At 73.1% G+C, this 24,677-nt stretch carries 17 protein-coding genes; 4 read left to right on the top strand and 13 right to left on the bottom strand.

Annotated features, from left to right (window positions below; genetic code table 11):
- Positions 1 to 178 precede the first annotated feature (178 nt).
- Both Sm713_RS29975 and Sm713_RS29970 read right to left on the bottom strand, forming a co-directional pair.
- Positions 179 to 2,182 carry an ATP-dependent DNA helicase gene (locus Sm713_RS29975; protein WP_212913111.1) on the bottom strand — a complete coding sequence of 668 codons (2,004 nt, stop codon included), beginning with the start codon at positions 2,180 to 2,182 and terminating at the stop codon, positions 179 to 181.
- 40 nt (positions 2,183 to 2,222) lie between these two features.
- Complete coding sequence (locus Sm713_RS29970) at positions 2,223 to 3,965, bottom strand: IucA/IucC family siderophore biosynthesis protein (protein WP_374196132.1); 1,743 nt, start codon at positions 3,963 to 3,965, stop codon at positions 2,223 to 2,225.
- A gap of 96 nt (positions 3,966 to 4,061) precedes the next feature.
- On the opposite strand from Sm713_RS29970, the gene Sm713_RS41795 reads away from it, so the two are divergent.
- Entirely contained in the window at positions 4,062 to 4,313 is a 252-nt protein-coding gene (locus tag Sm713_RS41795) for a pentapeptide repeat-containing protein (protein ID WP_212914946.1), read from the top strand.
- A gap of 342 nt (positions 4,314 to 4,655) precedes the next feature.
- Here the strand turns inward: Sm713_RS41795 and Sm713_RS29960 are convergent, their stop codons facing one another.
- The 3 genes from Sm713_RS29960 to Sm713_RS29950 all read right to left on the bottom strand — a co-directional run bounded on the left by Sm713_RS29960 (position 4,656) and on the right by Sm713_RS29950 (position 9,049).
- Positions 4,656 to 5,507 carry a GNAT family N-acetyltransferase gene (locus tag Sm713_RS29960; protein ID WP_212913110.1) on the bottom strand — a complete coding sequence of 284 codons (852 nt, stop codon included), beginning with the start codon at positions 5,505 to 5,507 and terminating at the stop codon, positions 4,656 to 4,658.
- Entirely contained in the window at positions 5,504 to 7,516 is a 2,013-nt protein-coding gene (locus Sm713_RS29955) for an IucA/IucC family siderophore biosynthesis protein (protein ID WP_212913109.1), read from the bottom strand. The genes Sm713_RS29960 and Sm713_RS29955 overlap by 4 nt, the downstream gene beginning before the upstream one ends.
- A 153-nt stretch (positions 7,517 to 7,669) precedes the next feature.
- The gene (locus Sm713_RS29950) at positions 7,670 to 9,049 is read right to left on the bottom strand and encodes a diaminobutyrate--2-oxoglutarate transaminase family protein (RefSeq protein WP_212913108.1); all 1,380 of its coding nucleotides are present in this window, start codon (positions 9,047 to 9,049) and stop codon (positions 7,670 to 7,672) included.
- Positions 9,050 to 9,555: 506 nt separating this feature from the next.
- On the opposite strand from Sm713_RS29950, the gene Sm713_RS29945 reads away from it, so the two are divergent.
- Complete coding sequence (locus Sm713_RS29945; RefSeq protein WP_212913107.1) at positions 9,556 to 10,779, top strand: serine protease; 1,224 nt, start codon at positions 9,556 to 9,558, stop codon at positions 10,777 to 10,779.
- A gap of 177 nt (positions 10,780 to 10,956) precedes the next feature.
- Positions 10,957 to 12,171, top strand: a complete 1,215-nt coding sequence (locus Sm713_RS29940; protein ID WP_212913106.1) for a serine protease — start codon at positions 10,957 to 10,959, stop codon at positions 12,169 to 12,171.
- Between the two features lie 376 nt (positions 12,172 to 12,547).
- Here Sm713_RS29940 and hflX read toward each other — a convergent pair whose 3' ends face one another.
- From hflX to miaA, 6 genes are all read right to left on the bottom strand, one after another.
- Positions 12,548 to 14,041, bottom strand: coding sequence for a GTPase HflX (hflX, locus tag Sm713_RS29935; RefSeq protein WP_212913105.1), 1,494 nt, complete (start codon positions 14,039 to 14,041; stop codon positions 12,548 to 12,550).
- 340 nt (positions 14,042 to 14,381) lie between these two features.
- Positions 14,382 to 15,989: a M1 family metallopeptidase gene (locus Sm713_RS29930; protein WP_212913104.1), complete on the bottom strand. Its 1,608-nt coding sequence runs from the start codon at positions 15,987 to 15,989 to the stop codon at positions 14,382 to 14,384.
- Between the two features lie 127 nt (positions 15,990 to 16,116).
- Positions 16,117 to 18,357 (bottom strand): bifunctional (p)ppGpp synthetase/guanosine-3',5'-bis(diphosphate) 3'-pyrophosphohydrolase, encoded by a 2,241-nt coding sequence (locus Sm713_RS29925; protein WP_212913103.1) that lies wholly within the window; start codon positions 18,355 to 18,357, stop codon positions 16,117 to 16,119.
- A gap of 181 nt (positions 18,358 to 18,538) precedes the next feature.
- Complete coding sequence (dapF, locus tag Sm713_RS29920) at positions 18,539 to 19,405, bottom strand: diaminopimelate epimerase (protein ID WP_212913102.1); 867 nt, start codon at positions 19,403 to 19,405, stop codon at positions 18,539 to 18,541.
- Between the two features lie 123 nt (positions 19,406 to 19,528).
- Complete coding sequence (locus Sm713_RS29915) at positions 19,529 to 20,083, bottom strand: hypothetical protein (protein WP_374196090.1); 555 nt, start codon at positions 20,081 to 20,083, stop codon at positions 19,529 to 19,531.
- Positions 20,084 to 20,169: 86 nt separating this feature from the next.
- Positions 20,170 to 21,117 carry a tRNA (adenosine(37)-N6)-dimethylallyltransferase MiaA gene (gene miaA, locus Sm713_RS29910; RefSeq protein ID WP_212913100.1) on the bottom strand — a complete coding sequence of 316 codons (948 nt, stop codon included), beginning with the start codon at positions 21,115 to 21,117 and terminating at the stop codon, positions 20,170 to 20,172.
- A 219-nt stretch (positions 21,118 to 21,336) separates the two neighbouring features.
- Between miaA and Sm713_RS29905 the strand changes: the two genes are divergently transcribed.
- A complete protein-coding gene (locus tag Sm713_RS29905) occupies positions 21,337 to 21,747 on the top strand; it encodes a hypothetical protein (protein WP_212913099.1) in 411 nt (136 codons plus the stop codon).
- A 106-nt stretch (positions 21,748 to 21,853) separates the two neighbouring features.
- Here Sm713_RS29905 and Sm713_RS29900 read toward each other — a convergent pair whose 3' ends face one another.
- Together Sm713_RS29900 and miaB are read right to left on the bottom strand one after the other, a co-directional pair.
- Positions 21,854 to 22,600 (bottom strand): class III extradiol dioxygenase subunit B-like domain-containing protein, encoded by a 747-nt coding sequence (locus Sm713_RS29900; protein ID WP_212913098.1) that lies wholly within the window; start codon positions 22,598 to 22,600, stop codon positions 21,854 to 21,856.
- Positions 22,601 to 22,790: 190 nt separating this feature from the next.
- Positions 22,791 to 24,338 carry a tRNA (N6-isopentenyl adenosine(37)-C2)-methylthiotransferase MiaB gene (miaB, locus tag Sm713_RS29895; RefSeq protein ID WP_212913097.1) on the bottom strand — a complete coding sequence of 516 codons (1,548 nt, stop codon included), beginning with the start codon at positions 24,336 to 24,338 and terminating at the stop codon, positions 22,791 to 22,793.
- Positions 24,339 to 24,677: the final 339 nt, after the last annotated feature.

Genomic DNA, 24,677 nt, shown 5'->3' with positions numbered 1-24,677 from the left:
GCAACCAGGCCCCGGGACCTCTGCGCCGGTTCCGGGGCCTGTGGTTTGTCCGGCGGGGCCTGTCCGGCAGGGGCCCGTGTTTCCCCGGCGGGGACCGACGGGGATGCGCGTGTGCCGCCAGCAGTTCCCCGCGCCCCTTTCAGGGGCGCTTCTCTCAGGGACGCTTCGCGGCCCCCGACTACGCCTTCGCCGCCTCCTCCTGCTGCCGCGCCGACGCGTCGATCGCCGCCAGGGAGCGCCTGGCCTGGTTGCGGTCCGTCGTGTACCAGAAATCCGGCAGTGAAGCCCGCAGGTAGCTGCCGTAACGGGCGGTCTCCAGGCGCGGGTCCAGCACCGCCACCACCCCGCGGTCCCCCGACGCACGCACCAGCCGACCCGCGCCCTGCGCCATCAGCAGTGCCGCGTGCCTGGCGGCCACCGCCATGAAGCCATTGCCGCCGGCGTCCTCCACGGCCTTCTGGCGGGCGCTCATCAGCGGATCGTCCGGGCGGGGGAACGGAATCTTGTCCATCACCACCAGCTGGCACCCGGAACCGGGCACGTCCACCCCCTGCCAGAGCGAGAGCGTGCCGAACAAGCAGGTCTCCGGGTCGCCCGCGAAGCCCTTGATCAGCTCCCCCAGCGTCTCCTCGCCCTGCAACAGGATCGGGAAATCCGGAATCCGCGTCCGGAGCGCCTCCGCGGCCGACTGCGCGCCCCGCATCGACGAGAACAGGCCCAGCGTCCGCCCGCCCGCCGCCTGGATCAGCTCGGCCAGCTCATCGAGCATGTCGCCCCGGTCGCCGTCCCTGGCCGGCCGCGACAGATGGCGGGCCACGTAGAGAATGCCCTGCTTGCGGTACTCGAACGGCGAGCCGACATCGACGCCCTTCCAGACCGGCAGGTCCTCCACCTCGGCGTCCGCCGTGCCCGCCAGCCCCTCCGGGGCGAGACCCATCGACGCCCCGATGCCGTTGAAGTCGCCGCCCAGCTTGAGCGTCGCCGACGTCAGGACCACGGAACGGTCCGCGAACAGCTTCTCCCTCAGCAGGCCCGACACCGACATCGGCGCCACCCGCAACGACGCGCCGAACCGGTCATGCCGCTCGTACCACACGACGTCGTACTCCGAGCCGCCCGTCACGCGCTCGGCCACATCATGGACCGTCTCCACGGACGCGAGGGCCTGCTTGCGCACCGCGTCCTCGTCCTGCACCGAGGCGTCACGGGTGGCCCCCAGCCGGCCGATGACATTCCGCGCCGCGTCCCGCAGCGCCATCAGCGCATAGCCCAGATCCTCGGGGATCTCCTCCAGGCGGCCCGGCAGCGCCAGCTCCATCAGCCGCTCGAAGCCCTCCGCCGCCGTCTGGAGCTGATCGGCCGTCTTCTCGTCGACCAGCTTCGCCGCCCGCCGCACCGCCCGATTGACCTGCCCGGGCGTGAGCTCGCCGGTGGCCACCCCCGTCACCCTGGACACCAGCTCATGCGCCTCGTCCACGACCAGCAGCTCGTGCTCCGGCAGCACCCGGGCGCCCTCCAGGGCGTCGATCGCGAGCAGCGCGTGATTCGTGACGACCACCTCGGACAGCTTCGCGCGCTCCCGCGCGAGCTCCGCGAAGCACTCCTGGCCGTACGCGCACCTGGACGCGCCCACGCACTCCCGGGACGAGACCGACACCTGCGCCCAGGCGCGGTCGGAGACGCCGGGGCTCAGATCATCGCGGTCGCCCGACTCCGTGTCGTCCGACCAGTCGCGCAGCCGCAGCAGGTCCTGGCCCAGCCTGCTGGTGGGCGCGGCGGCCTCGAACTGGTCGAAGAGGCCCTCCTCCTCGTCCTGCGGCATGCCCTCGTGCAGCCGGTGCAGGCAGAGGTAGTTCGACCGGCCCTTGAGCATCGCGAACTCGGGGCGGCGGCGCAGCAGCGGATGGAGCGCCTCGACCGTGCGCGGCAGATCACGCTCGACGAGCTGGCGCTGCAGGGCCAGCGTCGCCGTCGCCACCACCACCCGCTCCCCATGGGCAAGGGCCGGCACCAGATACCCCAGCGACTTGCCGGTGCCGGTACCGGCCTGTACGAGCAGGTGGGAGCCGTCGGCGAAGGCTTCGGCGACGGCTTCTGCCATGGCCGCCTGGCCAGGGCGCTCCGTGCCGCCGACGGCGGTGACGGCGGCATGCAGGAGCTCGGAGAGTGAGGGCTTCGTCATAGGCCGACAACATTACGCGGCGCCACCGACAACACCCGGGTCAAGGAAGATACAGCGGATTGGCGACAGTCCCGTGCACGGCGGCGTGCGGCCGCTGGGCGCGGTCCCGGTAGCCGTCCAGATGCAACCGGTTCCGGTTCAGGCAGAGCCGCTCGATACGCGGAGTAAGCAGGTCAAACACGGCGTAACGGTCCTTCAGGCGAGGAAAGCGCTCCTGGTGCCGCACGATCTCCGCCCGCACCAGCGACCAGAACTCGGCCTCGGGGACGCCGAGTTGCTCTTCGCAGAGGGGAGCCAGGTAACGGAAGACGCCCACGAAAAGACCCGAATGGATGAACTGCGTGAGGAACGCCGGAGGCTCGGTCAGCAGTACCGAGCGCACGTCGCCGGGCATGAGGTCGTGCTCGGGCAGCGGCTTGGCGCTGACGTTGACGTCGTCCACGAAGTCCTTGACCGCGAGCCGCACCGGCACGTCCTGCTCGTCGAAGACGACGATGGCGTTCTCGCCGTGCGGCGAGAAGACGACGCCGTAGTGGTACAGGTAGCGCAGCAGCGGGGGCAGCAGCGCGGCGAAGAGGTGCCGCAACCAGACACGGGGAGGCAGCCCGGAGCGCGCGACGAGTTCCGCGGTGACCGCGCGGCCGTCCTGGTCGGTGTGCAGCAGCGCCGCCAGCGTCCTGGCCCGTTCCCCCACGGCCAGCTGCGGCGGCAGGGGCTCCCGCCAGATCGCGCCGAGCAGTTCCTTGTACTGGTACGGCGCCTCGGGCAGCGCGTCGTAGACGGGGTGCTGGACGGTCACCGAGGCGACCTCCCCCAGCAGGATCACGCCGCACTCGTCCTTGAGGAACGGGTCGGCGTCGCGCAGCCCTTGCATCCAGGCGGTGACGGAAGGGGCGGCGAGGGTGCGTTCCGTCGGCAGCCCCCGCCAGACCAGGGTGTTCAGGATGGACAGCGGCAGCTTCACGGTGTGCCGGGCCGGGCGGGTGACGTTGCAGAACGTCCGGATGGACTGCTGGGGAAGCCGCAGATCTCCGTCCGTCGGCAGCGGAACGATCTTGCCGGTGGCCACCGAGGACCCGAACAGCGGCAGGACGACCTCGTCCCACTGCCAGGGGTGGACGGGAAGGTACAGGTACTCCCGCGGCTCCAGCCCGCGCGCGCGGAGGACGTCGGCGAAGGTCTCGCGGACGGTCCCGGCAAGTTCCTGGGCGTAGAGCCGGTCGGCGGTGTCGAGGCCGGAGACGCCGCGGTAGGTGGCCAGGGACGTGTGCACAGCGATCCAGGGCAGGGCGGTGGGCCTGCGGCTCTCGGGCGCCCAGTGCGCGGTGTCGTTGGCCGAGAAGCCGAGCCGGCCCTTGTTGAGGACCAGCCAGGGGTGCCCGGTCTGGTGGCCCTCCAGCTCGGCGTAGCCGAGGTCGGCGAGGTCGGCGGCGGAGACCGCGGTCCGGTCGAGCCGGACGTCGGCGGCGAGGGTGTGGCTGAGCTCGCGGATGACGTGGCCGAGGGTGATGCCGTCCACGCCGAGTGTCCGGCGGGCCCTGACGAGGAAGGAGAGCGGGTCGGCGAACGGTTTCGCCTCCCTCTCGGGCTCGGTCAGCGTGACGCTCCCCGGGTCCACTCGCCAGCCGCCGTACGCGCCGCGCCGGGCCCGGAACCCGATTCGGGCGCCGTCGTCGAGACCTACGCAAAAGGAACGGCCCTCGCCGGACGGGATCGTCGGCTCGGGCCGTGCGTCTGCCGGAGGGTGCGGGGCCGGCCGGACGGCGGGGGTGGGCGGTTCGATGGTCTCGGGGGACCCGGCCGGATCGGGCGCCCTGCCTGCCCGGTGCTCCGCGCCCGCCGGTGCCGTTTGGGGTGTTGACGCACCGGAGGGTGCCGCGTGGCCGGGCGCCGTTTCGAGCGGTGCTGTTGCGAGCAGTGCCGTGTCGCCCGCTGTCACCTCCAGCAGTGCCGTATCGCCCGGTGCCACCTCCAGCAGTGGCGTTTCGCCCGGTGTCAGCTCCAGCAGTGCCGTATCGTCCGGAGCCACCTCCAGCAACGCCGTATCGTCCGGAGCCACCTCCAGCAACGCCGTATCGCCCCGTACCGCCTCCAGAAGTGGCGTTTCGCCCGGTGCCACGTCGGGCGGTGACGTTTCGGCTGATGTCACCGAGTCCCGTGTGGCTTCGGCCGGTGACACTCCCCCACTTGTCTCCTCTGCCTCCCGTGTCTCCTCTGCCTCCCGTGTCTCCTCGGCCGGTGTGCCGTCCGGTTCCCCGGGTGTGGGCAGGATGATCTCCTCGTAGGCGAACTCGGCCAGCATCTTGGCGAGCAGGCGGCCGCCGGCCCTGCTCCATGCGTCCTCCTTCCGGCACGAAGGGCGGGGCGGACAGGGCGCGTCGGACAGCTCCGCTGCGGGGCCGGGCTGCGGGGTGGCGGATGGATTCGGCACGGGGACTCCTCACGAGGGAACCGGATCGATGTGGGCGTGGAACTAGCGGTGACCGGGCCGGAGCACAGGGCGCAGGGCCCGGTCGTGGACCATGAGCGCGGCGCGTTTGCCCGGGAGTTCGATCTCCGCGGAGAACCGGAACCCTGCGCTCAGGAAGGCGGATACGGACGGGGTGTTGCGCAGGTCCGGCTCGGCGACGACCCGCGGGCAGGCGGGACGGTGGTCGAGCACGAGGTCGGTGACCGCACCGAGCAGCAGGCTGCCGAGACCGCGGGCCCGGTCGGCGGCACCGCCGATGAGCAGGTGGATCCCGGTGTCGCCGGGCCGGGCCGGGTAGTGGCGGGCCAGGGGGTCGAGGTCGGCCCGGTAGACCTCCCAGTAGCTCATGGGGGTGCCGTCGAGCACGCCGAGGCAGGGAACGCTGCGGCCGTCGCCTTCCAGTTGAGGCCGCAGATGGTGCTCGGTGACGGACGGGGAGCCCGACAGCTCCCAGAAGGCGGCGACGGCCGGGTCGTTCATCCAGCGGCAGATCAGCGGCAGATCGCGGCCGAGGCGCACGGGCAGCAGCCGGAAGACCCCCGCGGGGGTGTCGGCGGGTGCCCAGCCGGAGATGCCGTCGAGGAGGTCGCCGCTGCCCGCCGGAGGGCCGGCCGACGCCTCGGCCAGGCCGGCCCCGGCAGGGGTGGCGGAGGGTTGTTCCGGCAGGGGGAGACCGAGGGTGTCGCCGTCGCCGGCGTCGGCGGTTGCCGGGCCTCCGCCCCCGGGGCTCACGTGGACGCGGGTGCCGGTATCGCCGGTGCCGCCGCCGGGCGGCGGTGTGCCGTCCTCGGTGCCGGTGTTCGGGGACCGGTGGACAGCCACGGCGACGCTCCTCTCGGGTGGGGGAAGGGTCATGCCCCGCTGGCGTGCAGGGGGTTGGACAGGGTGGCGTAGACGGACTGGGTGTCGACGGGGCCGACGAGTTCGTCGAGCCCGTGCAGCCGGGTCAGCAGGTTGGCCTTGCAGCGCAGCACCGGCGAGTCGAGCAGGCGGCCGGGCAGCGGGCTGCGCAGCTTTCCGGGTCCCGACGCGGCCTGTTGCAGGAAGCGGCGGAAGGCCGCCAGCAGCACCGTCTCGTCGGCGAGCCGCTGGGAGCCGAAGGCTCCGATCAGGCCGAGGACGTTGTTGATGCCGAGGTAGTAGGCGAAGCGCTCGTCCGTGACGTCGTCGGAGACGAACGTGTCGCTCCGCGTGCCGATCCCGGGCAGACGCCGGTCGAGTTCGGCGCGGCGCGAGGCGCGGAAGTAGTAGCCCTGGTTGTCGCGGTAGCGGCCGCCGATGGGCCAGCCGTCCGGGTCGAGCAGGACCAGCGTGTTCTGCTGGTGTGCCTCCAGGGCGATGCCGGCCTCGCTGTCCAGCCAGAGCACCGGGCGCACCACCTGCTCCAGGTAGCGCAGGAACCACTCGGTGGCGACGGCGTGCCGGGGCCTGCCGGTGTGGTGGGCGAGCCGGGTGACGATCTCGGCGAGCCGGGATCTCATCGCCGTGGCCGAGGCGTTCCCGTGCTCCTGGCCGGCGTACGCGCCGGGGGCACCGGACCCGGCCTGCCGCGGCACGCCGGCGTGCGCGGCGCGGCAGCCGGCACTGGATGCGGGCGCGGGGCGCGGGGAGACGAGCCCCGCCACGCAGGAGGCGTCGTCGCCGGGTCCGAAGGGGTTGTGCCGGATCATCACGTCGAGGCCGGGCAGCGGGAGGCCGTCCGTGCCGTCCACGGCGAGCCAGGCCGGGTCGCGGACGATCCCGAAGCCGGGGTGGGCCGCCTGCCACCGCGCGTCGAGCCCGCTGCGCAGCAACCGGTGGACCTCGACGCCCCGGAGCAGTTCCTTGCGGAGGTTCTCGCGGCGGGAGTTGGTGATGCGCAGGCCCAGGGAGAGCTTGAGCATCGCGGGTGCGCCGGGCCGGTAGACGGTGCGCACGGACGAGGTGGGAAACCACGCCTCGCCGTGTGCACCGAGGGGCACCAGGAGGCCCGCGTCGACCAGCGCGGAGACGGCGGGGCGGTCGAGGACGTCGCGGATCTGCCAGGGGTGGAGGGGCAGGGCGGCGCAGCCCGCGGGCAGCGCGAGCCCGTCGCCGGCCAGCCGCTGGGTGAGCCGTTCGGCGGGGATCACGCGGCCGCGCTCGGTCCACGCGGAGTCCTGGGCGAGCAGGGAGCGGTCGACCGCCAGCCAGTGCACGGGGAAGGAGCCGCGCAACTCGGGTGAGTAGCGCCGTGCCTCGTCGTCGGTGAGGCCCTCTCGGCTCTTGGGGGTCGGATGCAGCGGGTGGCCGAGCACGAGGGACTGCTCGGCGGCCAGGAAGAGATCGGGTTCGCCCTCTGCGTGGCGGCGGCCTTCGGCCAGGAACGCGGCGGTGCGGCGCACGGAGTCGGAGACTCTCGCGACGAGGTCTCCGCCGTCGGCGAGGGGTCCGTCTGGGGGCGTGGAGCTGCGAACGGCGGCGCGCACGAGGAGGGCCGCCAGGGTGGGGGCGTCCGGCGGCGGGGCTCCGTCCGGGGTGCCTTCCAGCACGGGGAGGCCGAAGCGGTGCCACCCGGTGGGCGACCAGTAGTGCACGGGGACGAGGAGGGCGGTGCCGTCGGCGTCGAGGGGGATGCGCAGGGTGGGGTGCCCGGGTGCGCTCAGGTCGTTCTCGCGGACCCAGCACCGGAGCAGGTTCTCGATGCCTGCCGCCTGGGCCGCGGTGCCGGGATCGGCGTTCTCCAGCAGGTCCGCGGTGCCGCCGAGCGGGCGCTCGGCGGCCGGGTCGGCGGTCGTCTGGCGTGGCACCGCGCGGGTCTGCGCGGGCCCCCGCGCCGGTGTGGTGGCACAGGCGGCGCCCGGAGGGGGGCCGGGACGGGCGTCGGGTGCGGGGGTGGCGTTCAAGAGTGCTTCCTCGGGGGTCGTTCGGGTGCCGGGTGCCGGTCGGCGGGTCCGGCACGCCGGGTACTGCCCTATTCGGGCCTTCGTCCGGGTGCGAGGGGCGGGAGAGGGGGGTGAGGGCGGTGCCGGGACGGCGCGTCGGCGGACGGTGCGCCGTCAGGGGTGCGCCGGCGCGGGGTGGTGGGTGCGGGCGGCCGCGCCGATGGCGTCGGCGAGGCGGTCGAGGACGGCCGAGGCCTGTTCGTCGGTGAGGGTGAGCGGGGGCAGCAGCCGTACGACGCTGGAGTGCCGGCCGCCGAGTTCGACGATCAGTCCCCGGCTCAGGCACTCCCGCTGGACGGCGAGCGCCAGGGCGGGCGCAGCGGGCGGAGGGCCGGGGGCGGTGGTGTCCTCCGCCTCCGGGTCGACGAGCTCGACGCCGATCATCAGGCCCCGGCCGCGTACGTCTCCGATGCATTGGTGGGCCGCCGCGAGGCCCTGGAGCTCGCCGACCATCCGGGTGCCGAGCAGCGCGGCGCGCTCCGCGAGTCCGTGCTCGCGGATGTGGGCGAGGGTGGCCGCTCCCGCCGCCATGGCGAGTTGGTTGCCGCGGAACGTCCCGGCGTGCGCGCCGGGCGGCCAGACGTCCAGGTCCTCGTGGTACACGACGACGGCCAGCGGCATGCTCCCCCCGATGGCCTTGGACATCACCATGACGTCCGGGACGATCCCGCTGTGCTGCACGGCCCAGAAGGCGCCCGTGCGCCCCGCCCCGGTCTGCACCTCGTCGGCGATCAGCGGGATGCCCCGCGCCGCCGTGAGCGCGCGCATCCTGCGCATCCAGTCGTCGGGGGCGGGCAGCACCCCGCCCTCGCCCTGCACGGGTTCGAGGATCATGCCGGCCGGCGCGCGGACGCCGGACTTGGGGTCGTCGAGCAGCGTCTCGGTCCAGCGGGCCGCGAGCTCGGCGCCACGCGGGCCGCCGACGCCGAAGGGGCAGCGGTAGTCCTGCGGGAACGGCAGGTGGGCCACCCGGCCGGCGCCGAAGCCGTCGGCGCCGCCCGAGGCGTCCAGCGCGCCGGCCGTCATGCCGTGGTAGGCGCCGCTGAACGCGAGCACGCCGGCCCGGCCGGTGGCCGCGCGCACCAGCTTGAGCGCGGCCTCGACGGCGTCCGTGCCGGCCGGTCCGCAGAACTGGATGCGCGCGTGGTCCGCCAGGGGGCGCGGCAGGGTGGCGAAGAGCTCCGTGACGAAGGCGTCCTTCACCGGGGTCGCGAGATCCAGTACGTGGAGAGGCGCGCCGGAGTCGAGGACGGTGCGGATGGCCTTGAGCACCACGGGGTGGTTGTGGCCGAGGGCGAGGGTGCCCGCGCCGGAGAGGCAGTCCAGGTAGCGCCGGCCGTCGGCGCCCTCGATCGTCAACCCGCGTGCGCGCACGGGCACGATGGGCAGGGCGCGCGCGTAGGTGCGCGCTGCGGATTCGCGCGCCGCCTGACGGCGCAGGATGGCCTCCTGCGCGGTCGTCGTCGCCAAGGGCGCAGAGCCGGTCACGGCCATGGGTGTCGTTCCTCCCGCAGGTAGCGCGTCCCGCCGCGCGCGGCGAGCGGGGTCACGGCGCGACCGCGGCCCCCTCACTTCCAACGACGGGAAGGGCGCGGGAACACGGCCCGGCGGAAGATCCTTGGGCCTCGTCACGGTCCGGCGGTGCGGCACCGCAGCCGGCCGCTCCACCGGGGGATCTCGACGTGCCAGGCGCCACCGGACCCGTAACGTTTCCGCCGGGCCGCCTCACATCACCCCTGGCCACGGCTTCGTACCGACCGGCGCTGTGACGGAACCGTTGCGCTCCCGTCTGCCGTCTCCCACAGGCACCGGCATAGTGTGAGGGGCCGTTCGGCACCGGCCACTCGGGCGGGCCGCCGGGCGGTGGCACACGGCACCGCCCGGCCCTCGGCCGGAGAGTGCCCGGGCCGGAAGGCGGCACCGTCCCGTTCGGGCGGGCGCGTTGCCCGGCCGCGGCGCACCGCTGCCGCATCGAACGTCGTTCCAGGGGGAGTCAGACCATGCGATCCATACGCCCGTTCTTCGCCGTGCCCGAGGGGAGGGCGGCGCGCCGCAGGGCCCCGGTGGCGGCGGTGGCCGCACTGGGCGCGGTTCTCGCCCTCACCGCCACGGCCTGCGGGCCCGGTGACGACAACGCGGGGGGCGCACCGAGCCCGAGCGCCTCCGCGACGGCCGGCGACGGCGGGGTGCGGTTGCCCGACGGCCTCGCGGACCGGCTCAGGAAGCACGGCATCGACCCGGACAAGTGGAAGAACGGCGGCTGGCGGAACTGGGAGAAGGACGAGTGGCTGCGTGAGGCGCAGGACTTCGTCAACCCGATCATCGCCGGCCTCTGGAACCCGGACCGCATGCGGGACGCCAACCCCCCTGACAAGGGAGTGGACGGCGACGGCGTCTCGGGCGACCAGGGCGTGACGGACCCGACCCCGGCGCCGGTGCGGGCGCAGGAGGTGCGGGCGCCCTACCACGAGGACGCGGCACAGTCGGGCAAGCTCTTCTTCGACGGCCCCAAGGGGTCGATGGTCTGCTCGGCGACGGTGGTCGAGGACCCGGCGCACCCCGGCAAGTCCGATCTGGTGTGGACCGCGGGGCACTGCGTGCACGCCGGCAAGGACGGCGGCTGGTACCGCAACATCGCCTTCGTGCCCTCGTACAACGACGGCGGCAGGACGGCGAAGGAGCTCCAGACCGCGCCGAAGAGCGAGGTCGCCCCGTACGGCATCTGGTGGGGCACCTGGGCGCAGACGTCTCAGCAGTGGATCGAGCACGGCGGTCCGACGGGCGGCCAGGGAGCGCCGTACGACTTCGCGGTGATCCATGTGACGCCGGAGAAGGGCGGCTCGGGCAAGTCGCTTGAGGAGACGGTCGGTTCGGCTCTTCCGGTGGACTTCGACGCTCCGCCGGCGCCGACGATCGCCTCGCTGACGGCCAGGGGCTATCCCGCCGCGGCGCCGTACGACGGCCAGAAGCTGTACCAGTGCGCCGACAAGCCGGGGCGGCTCTCGCTCACCGCCTCCGACCCGACGATGTACCGCATCGGCTGCACGATGACCGGCGGTTCCTCCGGCGGCGGTTGGGTGAGCACCGGGGCGGACGGCAGGCCGGCGCTCGTCTCGAACACCTCCATCGGCCCGATCACCAGCGGCTGGCTCGCGGGGCCGCGGCTGGGCAAGGAGGCCGAGGGCGTCTACGACGCGGTGAGCAGGAAGTACGCCGCCCAGTAGGATGCGCCGTCTGCGGACCCCATGACGGGCCGGCCGGCACCCCGGCCGGGCACAGTGGGGTGTCACAGGTCAGGGGCGTACGGGCCCGCCCCGGTTACTGACAAGTACACGACACGATCCATCAGGCAATCTCTCAACTCGCCATCACAGCCACACGATCTCGGGGGTTACTGCACCATGCGTTCCATACGTCCGCCCTTCGCGCGCGGCCGGGGGCGGCGCGCCGTCCTCGCCGCCACCGGGCTGGTCGCGGCCCTGGCACTCACGGCCACCGCCTGCGGCCCCTCCACCGACGACGACGCGAGCGGCGCGTCCGACTCCTCCGCCGCCGCCCAGAGCGCCGGCGGCTCCTCCGGCTCCGACGCCGCCGGTCTCGCCGACGAGCTCTCCAACCGCCTGAAAGAGCACGGGATCGACCCCGACAAGTGGAAGAACGGCGGGTGGAAGAACTGGGACAGGGAAGAGTGGCTGCGTAACGCCAAGGACTTCGTCAACCCGTACATCAAGGACCTCTGGAAGCCGGAGCGGATGAAGTCCGCGAAGGATCCGGCCAAGACGGTCGCCAAGGACGCGGTGGCCGACCAGGGCGTCACGGATCCCGAGCCGCAGCCGGTCGAGGCCCAGGCCGAGAAGACCCCGTACCACGAGAACGCGGCGCCGGTCGGCAAGGTCTTCTTCGACTCGCCCAAGGGTCACATGGTGTGCTCCGGCACGGTCGTGAAGGACGTGCGCCACCCGGGCAAGTCCAACCTGGTGTGGACGGCGGGCCACTGCGTGCATGCCGGTGCCGGCGGCGGCTGGTACCGGAACATCGAGTTCGTCCCGTCGTACAACGACCTCGGCAAGCCCATGGCCGACCTCCAGAACGCCACGTACCAGGAGGTCGCCCCGTACGGAAAGTTCTGGGCGGACTGGGCCTCCACCTCGAACGAGTGGATAAACGAGGGCGGTGAGACCGGCGGAAACGGCGCACCGTACGACTACGCGGTGCTGCACGTGAAGCCGGAGCAGGGCGGCAAGTCGCTGGAGGAGACGGTGGGCGCCGCGCTGGACGTGGACTTCTCCGCGCCGTCCACGTCCGAGGCCGGCACGATGGGCGCCTGGGGCTACCCGGCTGCCCCGCCGTACGACGGGCAGAAGATGTTCAAGTGCCTCGACCGGCCGGGCCGGCTGTCGATCGAGCCGAGCAAGCCGACGATGTACCGGATCGGCTGCACCATGACGGGCGGCTCCTCCGGCGGTGGCTGGTTCCGTGTGGTGGGCAAGAAGACCGAGCTGGTCTCGAACACCTCGATCGGCCCGATCACCAATGGGTGGCTTGCGGGGCCGCAGCTCGGTGAGGGGGCTAAGGCTGTGTACGACAACATGAGCCAGAAGTACGGGGGTCAGTGAACTGACCGGTTTGCCCCGGGGTGGTGGCTGTGGGCCTCGGGGCGCCGGTTCCTCGGTGGGCGCGGCCTTGCGGGGCTGCGCCCCGGGGCCGGCCGGCAAGGGAGTTCTGCCGGCTCCGGGTCGGCGGGCTGCCTGTGGGTGCTTGCGCAGTTCCCCGCGCCCCTTTGTGCGGGGGCTGCGCCCCATCCCGCAGGGGGGTTCTGGCGGCTCCGGATCTACGGGCTGTTCCTGGTTGCTCGCGCCGTTCCCCGCGCCCCCAATACAGGGCTGCGCCCCACCCCGCCCGAAGACGGGACTTCTCACAGCTCCCGATCCACAGGCCATTCCCAGTGCTCGCGCCGTTCCCCGCGCCCCTTTTGGGGCGCGGGGAAGTGTGTCAGCGGAGGCCTGCGGGGACGTATGGGGCGAAGTCCGCGGCCAGTTCCTCGTGGACCCGGACCTTCAGGAGGGTGCCCTCCGGGGTGTGCTCCTCGGAGATCACCTCGCCCTCGGAGTGTGCGCGGGCGACGAGCTTGCCCTGGGTGTAGGGCACCAGGGCCTCGATCTCGACCTGCGGGCGCGGCAGCAGCGCGTCGATGTGACCGCGCAACTCCTCGATGCCCGCACCCGTGCGCGCCGACACCGCGATGGCGCGCTTCTCGGCGCGCATCAGGCGCTGGAGCGTGAGCGGGTCCGCGGCGTCCGCCTTGTTGATCACCACGATCTCGGGGACCTCGGTGGCACCGACGTCACGGATCACGGAGCGGACCGCGGCCAGCTGCTCCTCGGGCATGGGGTGCGCGCCGTCGACCACGTGGAGGATCAGATCGGCCTCGCCGACCTCCTCCATCGTGGAGCGGAACGCCTCCACCAGGTCGTGCGGCAGATGGCGGACGAAGCCGACGGTGTCGGCGAGCGTGTACAGCCGGCCGCTCGGGGTCTCCGCGCGGCGCACGGTGGGGTCCAGGGTGGCGAACAGGGCGTTCTCCACCAGGACTCCGGCGCCGGTGAGGCGGTTGAGCAGCGAGGACTTGCCCGCGTTGGTGTAGCCGGCGATGGCGACGGACGGGACCTTGTTCCTGCGGCGCTCCTGGCGCTTGACCTGGCGTCCGGTCTTCATGTCCGCGATCTCACGGCGCATCTTGGCCATCTTCTCGCGGATCCGCCGCCGGTCCGTCTCGATCTTCGTCTCACCGGGACCGCGGGTGGCGAGGCCGCCGCCCTTGCCGCCGCCCATCTGCCGGGACATCGACTGACCCCAGCCGCGCAGCCGCGGCAGCATGTACTGCATCTGCGCGAGCGCGACCTGCGACTTGCCCTCACGGGACTTCGCGTGCTGGGCGAAGATGTCGAGGATCAGGGCCGTGCGGTCGATCACCTTGGCCTTGACGACGTCCTCGAGGTGGATCAGCTGGCCCGGGGAGAGCTCACCGTCGCAGATGACCGTGTCGGCACCGCTCTCCAGCACGAGCTCCTGGAGCTCCTGCGCCTTGCCCGAACCGATGTAGGTGGCGGCGTCGGGCTTGTCGCGGCGCTGGATGACGCCGTCCAGGACCAGCGCACCGGCCGTCTCGGCGAGCGCGGCGAGCTCGGCCAGGGAGTTCTCCGCGTCGAGCAGCGTGCCGGACGTCCAGACGCCGACGAGCACCACGCGCTCCAGGCGGAGCTGCCGGTACTCGACCTCGGTGACGTCCTCCAGCTCCGTCGAGAGACCCGCGACGCGTCGCAGCGCCGCGCGCTCCGAGCGGTCGAGCTGGTCGCCGTCCCGCAGGCTGTCGATCTCATGGCTCCAGGCGACGTCCTCTTCCATCAGGGCATCGGCCCGAAGTCCTTCGGGGTGGTTCTGCGCGAGGCGCTGCGCGGCCTGGGAAGAGGAAGAAGAGGAGGTCATTGGATCCTTACGTCGAAGGGAGAAGGGCCGGCGGGACGGACACGTCTCCGCCACCGCTCACAACGCTCCGAGCGGCCCGAAGATTCCCCGTGCGCGCCCGGACCGGGGTCGCCGAGCGGGGGTCCGGTGAGCCGACCGTATCCGTTCTCGTCACCGTGTGCGACCGCCGTCCGCGTCGTCGACTCCATGATGGTCGCACGGTCCAGGCCGTCTCGTCACCGGGTTTTCACGCGTTCGCGTCCGGTCGGGCGCTCGTCCGCCGGGCGTGCGCGCGTCCTCGCCGGGCGGTCGTCCGGCTCGGTCGGCCGTGCCCGGTCGCGCTTCGCCCGGCACACGGGCCTCACCGAGGGTGAACGTGTCCGGGTGGCATGGGGTCGCTCGTCGCCCCACCCTGTGTAGCCGCCGTCCCGGGCAGGGGTGCGGCCCTGCGCGTGGAGCCGGCCGGGGCACCCGCCTTGGCGGGCGCCGCCGAGTGCCAGTCCGGATGCCCCGGCATGGGCGGCGTCTTCTTGCCGTAGAGCCACGGGCGGAGGAAACCGTCCAGGTCACGCCCGGTGACCCGGGACGCGAACCGGATGAAGTCCTCGGTGCCGACCGTTCCGTTCCGGTTCGCGCTCACCCATTCGCGCTCCAGGCGCTCGAAGGCGGGGACCCCGATGTGCTGCCGCAGCGCGTAGAGCACCAGGGCGCTGCCGTCGTACACGATGGGCCGGAAGATGCCGATCTGGTTGGCGGCGCCGGCGGGCTTCGGCGCGGCGGGCGGGCCGCCCGCGGCGCGCCACTGGTCGGAGCTCAGGTAGGCCGCGTGCATCCGGTCCACCAGGGTGGGGCCGCCCACCCGCTGCGCGTACACGTCCTCGTACCAGGTCGCGTGGCCCTCGTTCAGCCAGAGGTCGGACCAGGTGCGGGGGCTGACGCTGTCGCCGAACCACTGGTGCGCCAGCTCGTGGACCATGAGCGCCTGGACGTACCAGGCGGGGAACTGCGCGGAGCCCGTGCCGGCGAAGAGCCGCCGCTCGAAGAGCGAGAGGGTCTGCGTCTCCAGTTCGAAGCCGGTCTGCGCGTCCGCGACGAGCACGCCGTAGGTCTCGAAGGGGAAGCGGCCGGCCCTGGCCTCCATCCAGCGCATCTGGGCGGGCGTCTTGCCGAGCCAGGGCGAGAGCAGCGCGCGGTCCTGGCTGGGCACGACGTCGCGGATCGGCAGGCCGTGCGGGCCGGTCCTGCGCAGGACGGCGGAGCGTCCGATGCTCACCTGCACCAGTTCGGTGGCCATGGGGTAGGTGCTGCGGAACACCCGGGTCGACTGGCCTCCGCGCCGGGTGGTGCGCACGGGCAGGCCGCCGGCGACCACGGTGAGGTCCCGGGGAGCGGTGACCCGGAAGGTGAAGCGCGCCTTGTCGGAGGGGTGGTCGTTGCAGGGGAACACCCGGTGCGCGGCGGCCGCCTGGTTGGCCATGGCCAGCCCGTCCGAGGTCTGCACCCAGCCGCCCTCGACGCCCTTCTGCGGGGTGGGGTCGCTGGTGTGGCGCACGGTGATGTGCACCCGTTCGCCCTGGCGGATCCCGTCCTCGGGGGTGATGACCAGGTCTTCCTTGGCGGTGGCGAAGCGGGCTGCGTGGCCGTTGACGTCGACGGAGCGCACGCGGCCGTGCGTGAAGTCCAGGTTGATGCGCTCCAGCGGCGCCGTGGCGCGGGCGTCGATGCTGGTCACGCCGGTGAGCGGGGTCTTGTTGGAGCCGCGGTAGGTCAGCGCGACGTCGTAGTCCAGCACGTCGTAGCCGGGGTTGCCGAGCAGCGGGAAGAGCCGGTCGCCGACGCCCAGCGCGCCTCCGGGAGGCGGGGAGTCCGCGGCGACGAGGCAGACGCTCGCGGCGACGGCCAGCAGGCCGGTGCCGAGGCGTCGGCCGCGGGTACGGAGGGCGCGGGAGCGGGGCGTGAGCGGCGGCATGGATCACCGTTACCAGGGCCGCCCCGGGGGCACGCCGGCGACGCGCACCGGGCCCACCCGAACGGCAGCGGGCGCGGATCCGTTCGACGGCGCTCCGGACGGGACCGCTCCGGGCCCCGGGCCGGTCCTAGGGCATGGTGGTGGCGGGCCGGCGGGCCCGGCTGACGTCGTACACGCCCGCGACCTTGCGCATCGCCCGCATCAGGGACGGCAGGCAGGACGCGTTGGGGAGCTGGAGCGTGTACGTGTGCCGGACGCGCTGCTCGCTCGGGGGCTCCACCTCTGCCGAGAGGATCGCGACCCCTTCGACGGCGATGGCCTCGGTGAGGTCGGCGAGCAGCTGGGGCCGTCCGAAGGACTCCGCGAACAGCGTCACGCGGCAGGCGTCACCCTGGCCCCAGCGCACGCCCACCTCCGGGCGCCCCGCGCTCTTCATGCGCGCCACGGCCCCGCACTCCTGGCGGTGCACGGTGACGACGCCGCCGCGCACGGCGAACGCGGTCACGCTGTCGGGCGGCACCGGAGTGCAGCACCCGGCCAAGCGCACTGTCGCACCCGGGATGTCGACGATGGCGTTGGCGGGAAAGGGGCGCACGCCGGGCGTGCTGACGGGCGCACGTCGGGTGTCCTGGGGTGCTTCGGCGTTCTCCGGGTCGTGGGCGTCCTCCGGGTGGCACGCGAGCCAGCGCTCGATGGCGATCCGTGCGGCGGGGGTGCGGGCGTGCTCCAGCCACTGGCTGGAGGGCCCCGAGGAGGCGGCGTCCTGGCCCATCAGGAGCTGCACGGTGTCCCCGTCGCGCAGGATGGTGCCCAGCGTGGCCAGCCGGCCGTTCACGCGGGCGCCGATGCAGGCGTGGGCGTCCTCGCCGTACTGGGCGTAGGCGGCGTCGACGCAACTGGCACCGGCGGGCAGGCCGAGGGTGCGACCGTCCGGCCGGAAGACGGCGATCTCGCGGTCCTGGGCGAGGTCCTCGCGCAGCGTGGACCAGAAGGTGTCCGGGTCGGGCGCGCCCTGCTGCCACAGGAGGAGGCGGGAGAGCCAGCCGGGCCGGGTGGGGTCGGCGCGCTCGTCGTCGGCCGGTTCCTCCCCGGGCGCCGGCGCGGGCGGCACCTGCGCCGGCGCTCCCGGGGCGGGGACCCATGCGCCGGGCCGGGGGGCGGGAGCGGTGGGCGGCGCGCCGGGGGCGGTCCGCCCGGCGGGCACGGCGGGCGCGGGCTGGGCGTAGGGGTTGCCGAGTGCGACGACGCCGGCCTCGGCGGTGCGGTGCATCCGGTGGGTGCGGATGAGGACTTCGGCGACCTCGCCGTCCGGCCGGGCGACGGCCGTGTGCAGCGACTGGTAGAGGTTGAACTTGGGTACCGCGATGAAGTCCTTGAACTCCGAGATCACGGGCGTGAAGCAGGTGTGCAGCTCGCCGAGGACGCCGTAGCAGTCGGCGTCCTCGTTCACCAGCACCAGCAGCCGTCCGAAGTCGGCGCCCCGCAGCTCGCCTCGTTTTCGGCGGGTGCGGTGCACGGAGACGAAGTGCCGCGGGCGGATGAGGACTTCGGCGCTGATCCGGGCGTCCCGCAGCACGGCACGCACCTCGTGGGCGGTCTCCGCGAGGGGGTCGTGGCCGCCGCCGACGTGGGCGGCGATCAGCTCGCGGGTCTCCGCGTACTCCTCGGGGTGCAGGATCGCGAAGACCAGGTCCTCCAGCTCCGTCTTGAGCGCCTGCACTCCCAGGCGCTCTGCGAGCGGGATGAGCACGTCCCTGGTGACCCTGGCGATACGGGCCTGCTTCTCGGGGCGCATCACGCCGAGCGTGCGCATGTTGTGCAACCGGTCCGCGAGCTTGATCGACATGACCCGGACGTCGTTGCCCGTGGCGACGAGCATCTTGCGGAACGTCTCCGGTTCCGCGGCGGCGCCGTAGTCGACCTTCTCCAGCTTGGTGACCCCGTCGACGAGGTAGCGCACCTCCTCGCCGAACTCCTCCCCCACCTGATCGAGCGTCACCTCGGTGTCCTCGACGGTGTCGTGGAGCAGCGACGCCGTCAGGGTGGTGGTCTCGGCACCGAGTTGGGCGAGGATGAGGGTGACGGCGAGCGGGTGGGTGATGTACGGCTCGCCGCTCTTGCGGAGTTGGCCGCGGTGCGAGGTCTCGGCGAGGAGGTAGGCACGGCGCAGCGGTTCGAGGTCGGCGTCCGGGAAATGGGCGCGGTGGGCCTCGGCAACGTGCGTGATGGCGTCCGGCAGCCGGTCCCGGTCGGGACCGCCGAGCAACGCGGCCCGGCCGAGTCTGCGCAGGTCAAGGCGGGCACGCCCGCGCTTGCGCTGGGCTTCCGGTGACTGGGCATCAGCGGATCGGGTCGCCTGCGCACTCATGGGCACCTCCGGCTGCGTCGTCCGGCGGAGCGGCGGAGAGCCCAGGCATGCCCCTGGGGGAAGGGGGCGGTTCCCCGTCCGGGCCGGTGCTTGATGCTACCGAGCACACCGTCATGGCCCGACCGGCGCCCCCCGACCATCCGTCCGATCACTCCAAAGAGCGACACATCAGGGGGTACAACTACGAAGCGTGCTCAAAACACTCCGCATCGATCTCACCCTCGGCGACGATGACCGCGGGGCCGGTGAGTTCGATCTCGCCGTCGGGGCGCTCGGTGACCACCAGGCGCCCGCCGGGCACATCGACGGTGTACACGGCCGGGGAACCCGTCGCCGCCGGGTCGACGCCGTCCCTGCGGGCCGCGGCGACGGCCACCGCGCACGCGCCCGTTCCGCACGAGCGGGTCTCGCCCGAGCCGCGCTCGTGCACCCTCATGGCGACGTGCCGCTCGCCTGCGGGCACGACGAACTCCACGTTCACCCCCTGGGGGTATGTGGAGGCGGGGCTGACGGGCGGGGGCGCGAGGAGGTCGCCCGCGTGGCCGAGGTCGTCGACGAAGGCGACGGCGTGCGGATTGCCCATGTTCACGTTCCGCGCGGGCCAGCTGCGCTCGCCGACGCGCACCGTGACATCGCCGGAGGGCAGTGCGGCCCGGCCCATGCCGACGGTGATGTCGCCGTCCTTGTCTATGTGCGCGCTCTTCACGCCGCCGCGGGTGGCGATCGCGAGGTCGCCCTCGGTGACGAGTCCCGCGCGCTGGAGGTGGCGGGCGAAGACCCGCACGCCGTTCCCGCACATCTCCGCGACCGAGCCGTCGGCATTGCGGTAGTCCATGAACCACTCGGCCTCGGCGGCCATGTGCCGCGCCTCGGGGTGCGCCGCGGAGCGGACGGCGTGCAGCACTCCGTCACCGCCGATGCCCGCCCGGCGGTCGCAGAGCGCGACCACCGCGGCAGGGGTCAGCTCGACGGCGTTCTCAGGGTCGGGAACGATGACGAAGTCGTTCTCCGTCCCGTGCCCCTTGAGGAAGGTGATACGCGTGCTCATGCCCCGATCGTACGGGGTCGGTACGACAACGCGCCTGGCAGTGGGCCGCAGGCGGGCTCCCGACCGGGCCTCGGGCCGCCCGCGACGGTCCGGCGGGCCGCGTCACGGCGGCCTCGCGGACGCTCAGCGCAGGCGGGCCACCCGCCACACGGCGAGCACCGCCACGGCGGCGACCAGCACGGCGTAGCCGGCGATGACCCGCCAGTCGGGGCGGCGGCCCGAGCCGCGCGGCGGCAGGCCGGGCCAGGTGGAGCCGACGCGGCGGGCGGCCATCACCCCCCATCCGGCGGCGCAGGCGCAGATCAGCAGCCCCAACATGGCCACCACGGCACCGCCGTCGCCGAACTCGAAGGCGAGCGGGAACGCGAACATCAGGGAGCCGATGGCGGCCAGCACCACGATGGGCGCGAGCTGCCAGATGCGCAGCCTGCGCTGGGGCCGGAGCTCGACCTCGACCTCGGGCTCGGGGGCCAGCTCGGCGGGGTCCGGACCGTCGTCCACGGTATCCATCGGAGCGCTGTCCGGACCGTCAGGAGTGAGGCCGTCGGCCGCCGGGCCGTCCCCCACGGTGAGTTCGCCACCATCCCCAGAGGGCCCCTGGGTGTCCCGCGCGACGTCGTACTCACCGCCGTGTGCCGGGTTGCGAGGGCCGGCCTCCATCGCCACGCGCCCTCCCACTCGGACTCCAGGTCGATCGATGGTCGATGATGGCACGCCACCGGGGGGCCGGATGACGGCCGGGGCGTCCCGATGCCATGACGTGATCAGGCTGTGACCGGTCGTTCGACCAACGTCAGCGCCCGTGCGGGGAGTTCCGGTCGGTCCGCTTCCGCGCCGCTCAGCCAGTGCACTCTGGGGTCTCTCCGGAACCAGGAATCCTGACGGCGCGCGAAGCGCTTCGTAGCGCGTACCGTCTCCGCACGCGCCTCCTCTTCGGAGCACTCGCCGGCGAGCGTCGCGAGGATCTGCTGGTAGCCGAGCGCACGGGAAGCGGTGCGCCCCTGCGGCAGCCCCCGCGACTTCAGCGCGCGCACCTCGTCCACGAGGCCGCCTGCCCACATCCTGTCGACCCGCCCCGCAATGCGCTGGTCGAGCTCCGGGCGTGACACGTCCACCCCGACCTGGAGAGTCTCGTAGAACGAGTGGGACGACTGATGGGAGGGCAGGTTCGCCGTGAACGGCCTGCCGGTGATCGCGATGACCTCCAGCGCACGGACGATCCTGCGGCCGTTGCTGGCCAGGATGGCGCGGGCGGCCTCCGGGTCGGCGGCGGCAAGGCGCGCGTGCAGCGCGCCGGAGCCGCGCTGCACGAGCTCCTCCTCCAGGCGCGCGCGGAGCACCGGGTCCGTGCCGGGGAACTCCAGCTGGTCGATGGCGGCTTTGATGTACAGCCCCGATCCCCCGACCAGGACCGGCGTGCGCCCCAGGGCGAGGAGCCTGTCGATCTCCGCGCGCGCCAGCCGCTGGTACTCGGCGACGCTCGCCGCCTCGGTCACGTCCCAGACGTCCAGCAGGTGGTGCGGCACTCCGCCGCGTTCGTCGGGGGCCAGCTTCGCGGTGCCGATGTCCATCCCTCGGTAAAGCTGCATCGAGTCGGCGTTCACCACTTCGCCACCGACATGCTGGGCCAGGAAGACGCCCAGATCGGATTTTCCGGCGGCCGTCGGTCCTACGACGGCGATGACTCGCGGGGGGGTGGCTGCACTTCTCACCGCTTCAGTCTCCCAAATCGACCGGCCCTCCTCGAACGAGTTAGGTGACGTCACAGGCACGGAGTCGTTGCCCGTTGCGAGGTCCCGGCCGTCTGTTTCGGGGACCGGTGCCGCGGGTGCCGCCCTGGCACGCACGGAGCACGGGCTCTGTCCGCTGAAGACAATGGAGTTGATATGGGCGTTTTTGCGCGTTTCTTTCGTAGGTCCAAGGACACGGAGGTGGCGTCCACGGCCGAGACGCCGGCCGGCGCCCTGACGGCCGGGGCGGAGGAGCAGGAGACCGGAGGCCCCGCCGTGGACGGCTCCACGGGCGAGGGCTCCAGTGGAGCCGGATCCGGATCTGAAGCCGGAGTCGGAGCCGGTGCCGGAGCCGCTGCGGCCGCCGAGAAGGCCGAGCCCCCGGCGGATGACACCGCCGAGTCGCCCGTCCCCGCGCCGCCGACGGAGGCCGCAACGGATGCGGTGCCGGCGTCAGCGGGCGGGTCGACGGCCGCCGTCACCGATCGCCCGGCCAGGGAGGCCGACGAGGGTGGAGAGGACGGAGAGCGCGGGGAGGGCGCCGGAATCCCGAAGCAGCAGTCCGCGGACGAGGCCGCCGACAGCGAGACGGGCGAGGGCGCCCGGCAGTAGCCGGCTCCCGCTTCCCGTTCCGCGGGGCACGTCCGCGGGGTCCCGGGTCCGCAGGGCCCTCGGGGACGGGACGGCGCCAGGACCACGCCCCGGGTGCGGGACCGCGCTAGGACCAGGCCGCGACCATGTAGCCGACGCCATAGGGCGCTTCGTCGTGCAGGAGCGTGCCGTGCAGGTCCGCGCCCTCGGCGGCCCCGGCGAGGACCTGCCAGGGAGCGCGGCCCGCGGCCTTCAGCTCCCGGGCGAGTTCCACGTCCACCCCCTTGAGCGCCTGGGTATCGGCGGCGGCCAGGGCCTCTGCGACCGCCGCGTCGAAGGCCGCGGCACGCTGGTCGAGGTAGCCGGGCGCCTTGAGCGTGCGGCATGCGCTGCCGTCACCCATGGCCAGCAGCGCCACGCGCTCCGGTGCGGCCGCGATCTCCGTGCCCGTCCGGACGCACTGGCCGGCGTCGAGGTCCTCCGCCACGGCCATCCCCTCGACGGGCGCGCGGGACCACGCGGCGTACCCGAGCAGCCAGGCGCCCACCGCGAGCGGCAGCGGCAGAACGCGACCCGGCCCGACGTCGCCCTCCCCGGCACCCGCCCCGCTCGCCCCGTCCGCCGGGGTTCCGAGGATCACGTCCAGGTCCACCCCGAAACCGCGGAACGAACCGGTCGCGCCCGCCGGGAAGGCCGTACGCCCCTCCCCCGCCGCCGGCCCCACGACGATCAGGCGGTCGGGCCGGGCGCCGGCCAGCACCGCGACGGCTCGCGCACAGGCCGCCCGCACCGCGTCCATCTCGGGAGCCGCCCCCGCGGCGACCTCGGGGACCAGCAGCGGCGGACAGGGGCAGACTGCGGCGGCGACAAGCATGATCCACAGCCTAGCTCCGAGCCCCCGCAGGGCGGCCGGAGAAGGCGAGCCGAGCGAGGCAGGCAGTCCACGCCGATCAGAAGCGGGCCAAGCCGGTCAGAAGCGGGCCGACCCGATCAACACAGGGGTAAGTTGAGCGACATACCGCAAACTGGCCATATCGACCGATTCGGAACCGATCAGCGGCCGTTCAGTCGCCGCACCCGCAGGCGCCGGCCGGTGCGGTCGGCAGTGGCGCGGGTGCGCCCACCGTCGGCAGGCCCAGCATCACCCCGGCGGGCTTGTCGGCCCCCTGCCCAACCGCCTCACCGGCGCGCCGGCGCTCCCACGCGTCACCCGCGCGCGTGCGCCGCACGTCGAGGACGGGGCCCTCGGCGAGCAGATGATGGGGGGCGGCGTAGCTGATCTCGACGGTCACCACGTCCCCGGGGCGCACCTCCTGCTCCGGCTTGGTGAAGTGCACCAGGCGGTTGTCGGGGGCGCGGCCGGACAGGCGCTGGGTGGAGCCGTCCTTGCGGCCCTCGCCCTCCGCCACCATGAGGTGCAGGGTGCGGCCGAGCTGCTTCTTGTTCTCGGCCCAGGAGATGTCCTCCTGGAGGGCGACCAGCCGCTCGTACCGGGCTTGGACGACGTCCTTCGGGATCTGCCCCGGCATGTCCGCCGCGGGCGTCCCCGGCCGCTTCGAGTACTGGAAGGTGAAGGCCTGGGCGAACCGGGCCTCGCGCACCACGTGGAGGGTCTCCTCGAAGTCCTCCTCGGTCTCGCCGGGGAAGCCCACGATGATGTCGGTGGTGATCGCGGCGTCCGGGATGGCGTCCCGCACCTTGCCGATGATGCCGAGGTAGCGCTCCTGCCGGTAGGAGCGCCGCATCGCCTTCAGCACCCGGTCGGAACCGGACTGCAGCGGCATGTGGAGCTGCGGCATCACGTTGGGCGTCTCCGCCATGGCCGCGATCACGTCGTCCGTGAAGTCGCGCGGGTGCGGTGAGGTGAAGCGGACCCGCTCCAGGCCGTCGAGCCCGCCGCAGGCACGCAGCAGCTTGGAGAAGGCCTCGCGGTCGCCGATGTCCGAACCGTAGGCGTTGACGTTCTGGCCGAGCAGGGTGATCTCCGAGACCCCCTCGGCGACCAGCGCCTCGACCTCCGCCAGGATGTCCCCGGGCCGGCGGTCCTTCTCCTTGCCGCGCAGGGCGGGGACGATGCAGAAGGTGCAGGTGTTGTTGCATCCGACGGAGATGGAGACCCAGGCCGCGTAGGCGCTCTCGCGGCGGGTGGGGAGCGTCGACGGGAACGCCTCAAGGGACTCGGCGATCTCCACCTGCGCCTCCTCCTGGACGCGGGCGCGCTCCAGGAGGACGGGCAGCTTGCCGATGTTGTGCGTGCCGAAGACGACGTCGACCCAGGGCGCACGCCGCACGATGACGTCCCGGTCCTTCTGCGCGAGGCAGCCGCCGACCGCGATCTGCATGCCGGGCCGCCTGGACTTCACCGGGGCCAGCCGGCCGAGGTTGCCGTACAGCCGGTTGTCGGCGTTCTCGCGTACCGCGCAGGTGTTGAAGACGACGACGTCGGCATCACCGTCGGAGCCCTCGGGCGCGCGCACGTAGCCCGCGTTCTCCAGCAGGCCGGAGAGGCGTTCGGAGTCGTGGACGTTCATCTGGCATCCGTACGTGCGGATCTCGTAGGTCTTGGATGATCGAACGTCCACTGCCGGGCTCCGGTCGCTGCTCGTGGTCATGGCTCAAGAGTAGGCGCCCTCCAGGATGCCCCGCCCCCGGCTTCACCGTCGCCGCGCAGTGGCACGGCGACGTGCACCGCCACCGCGGTAAGGCCGGGGTCCGGCCTTGTTCTCGACCGACGATGCGGACTTCCCTCGGCGGGTGCTCCCTGTTGACCACAGATGATGTTACTGAGGAGTAATGCTCGGCGTGCGCACACCGCCGTCGTCGGACCCGGCACCGCGACCGGAGCGCTGGTGGCCGACCACTGGGCCCTGACGAACCAAGGCCGAACGCCGCTTTGACCGTTGGGCGGCGACGCCCGGACGGCACCGGCATCGACCCGGGTGGCGAATCGC

Source organism: Streptomyces sp. TS71-3 (assembly GCF_018327685.1).
Classification (GTDB): domain Bacteria; phylum Actinomycetota; class Actinomycetes; order Streptomycetales; family Streptomycetaceae; genus Streptomyces.
The sequence above is the reverse complement of the archived record's forward strand: the minus strand, read 5'-3'. Positions and strand labels throughout refer to the sequence as shown.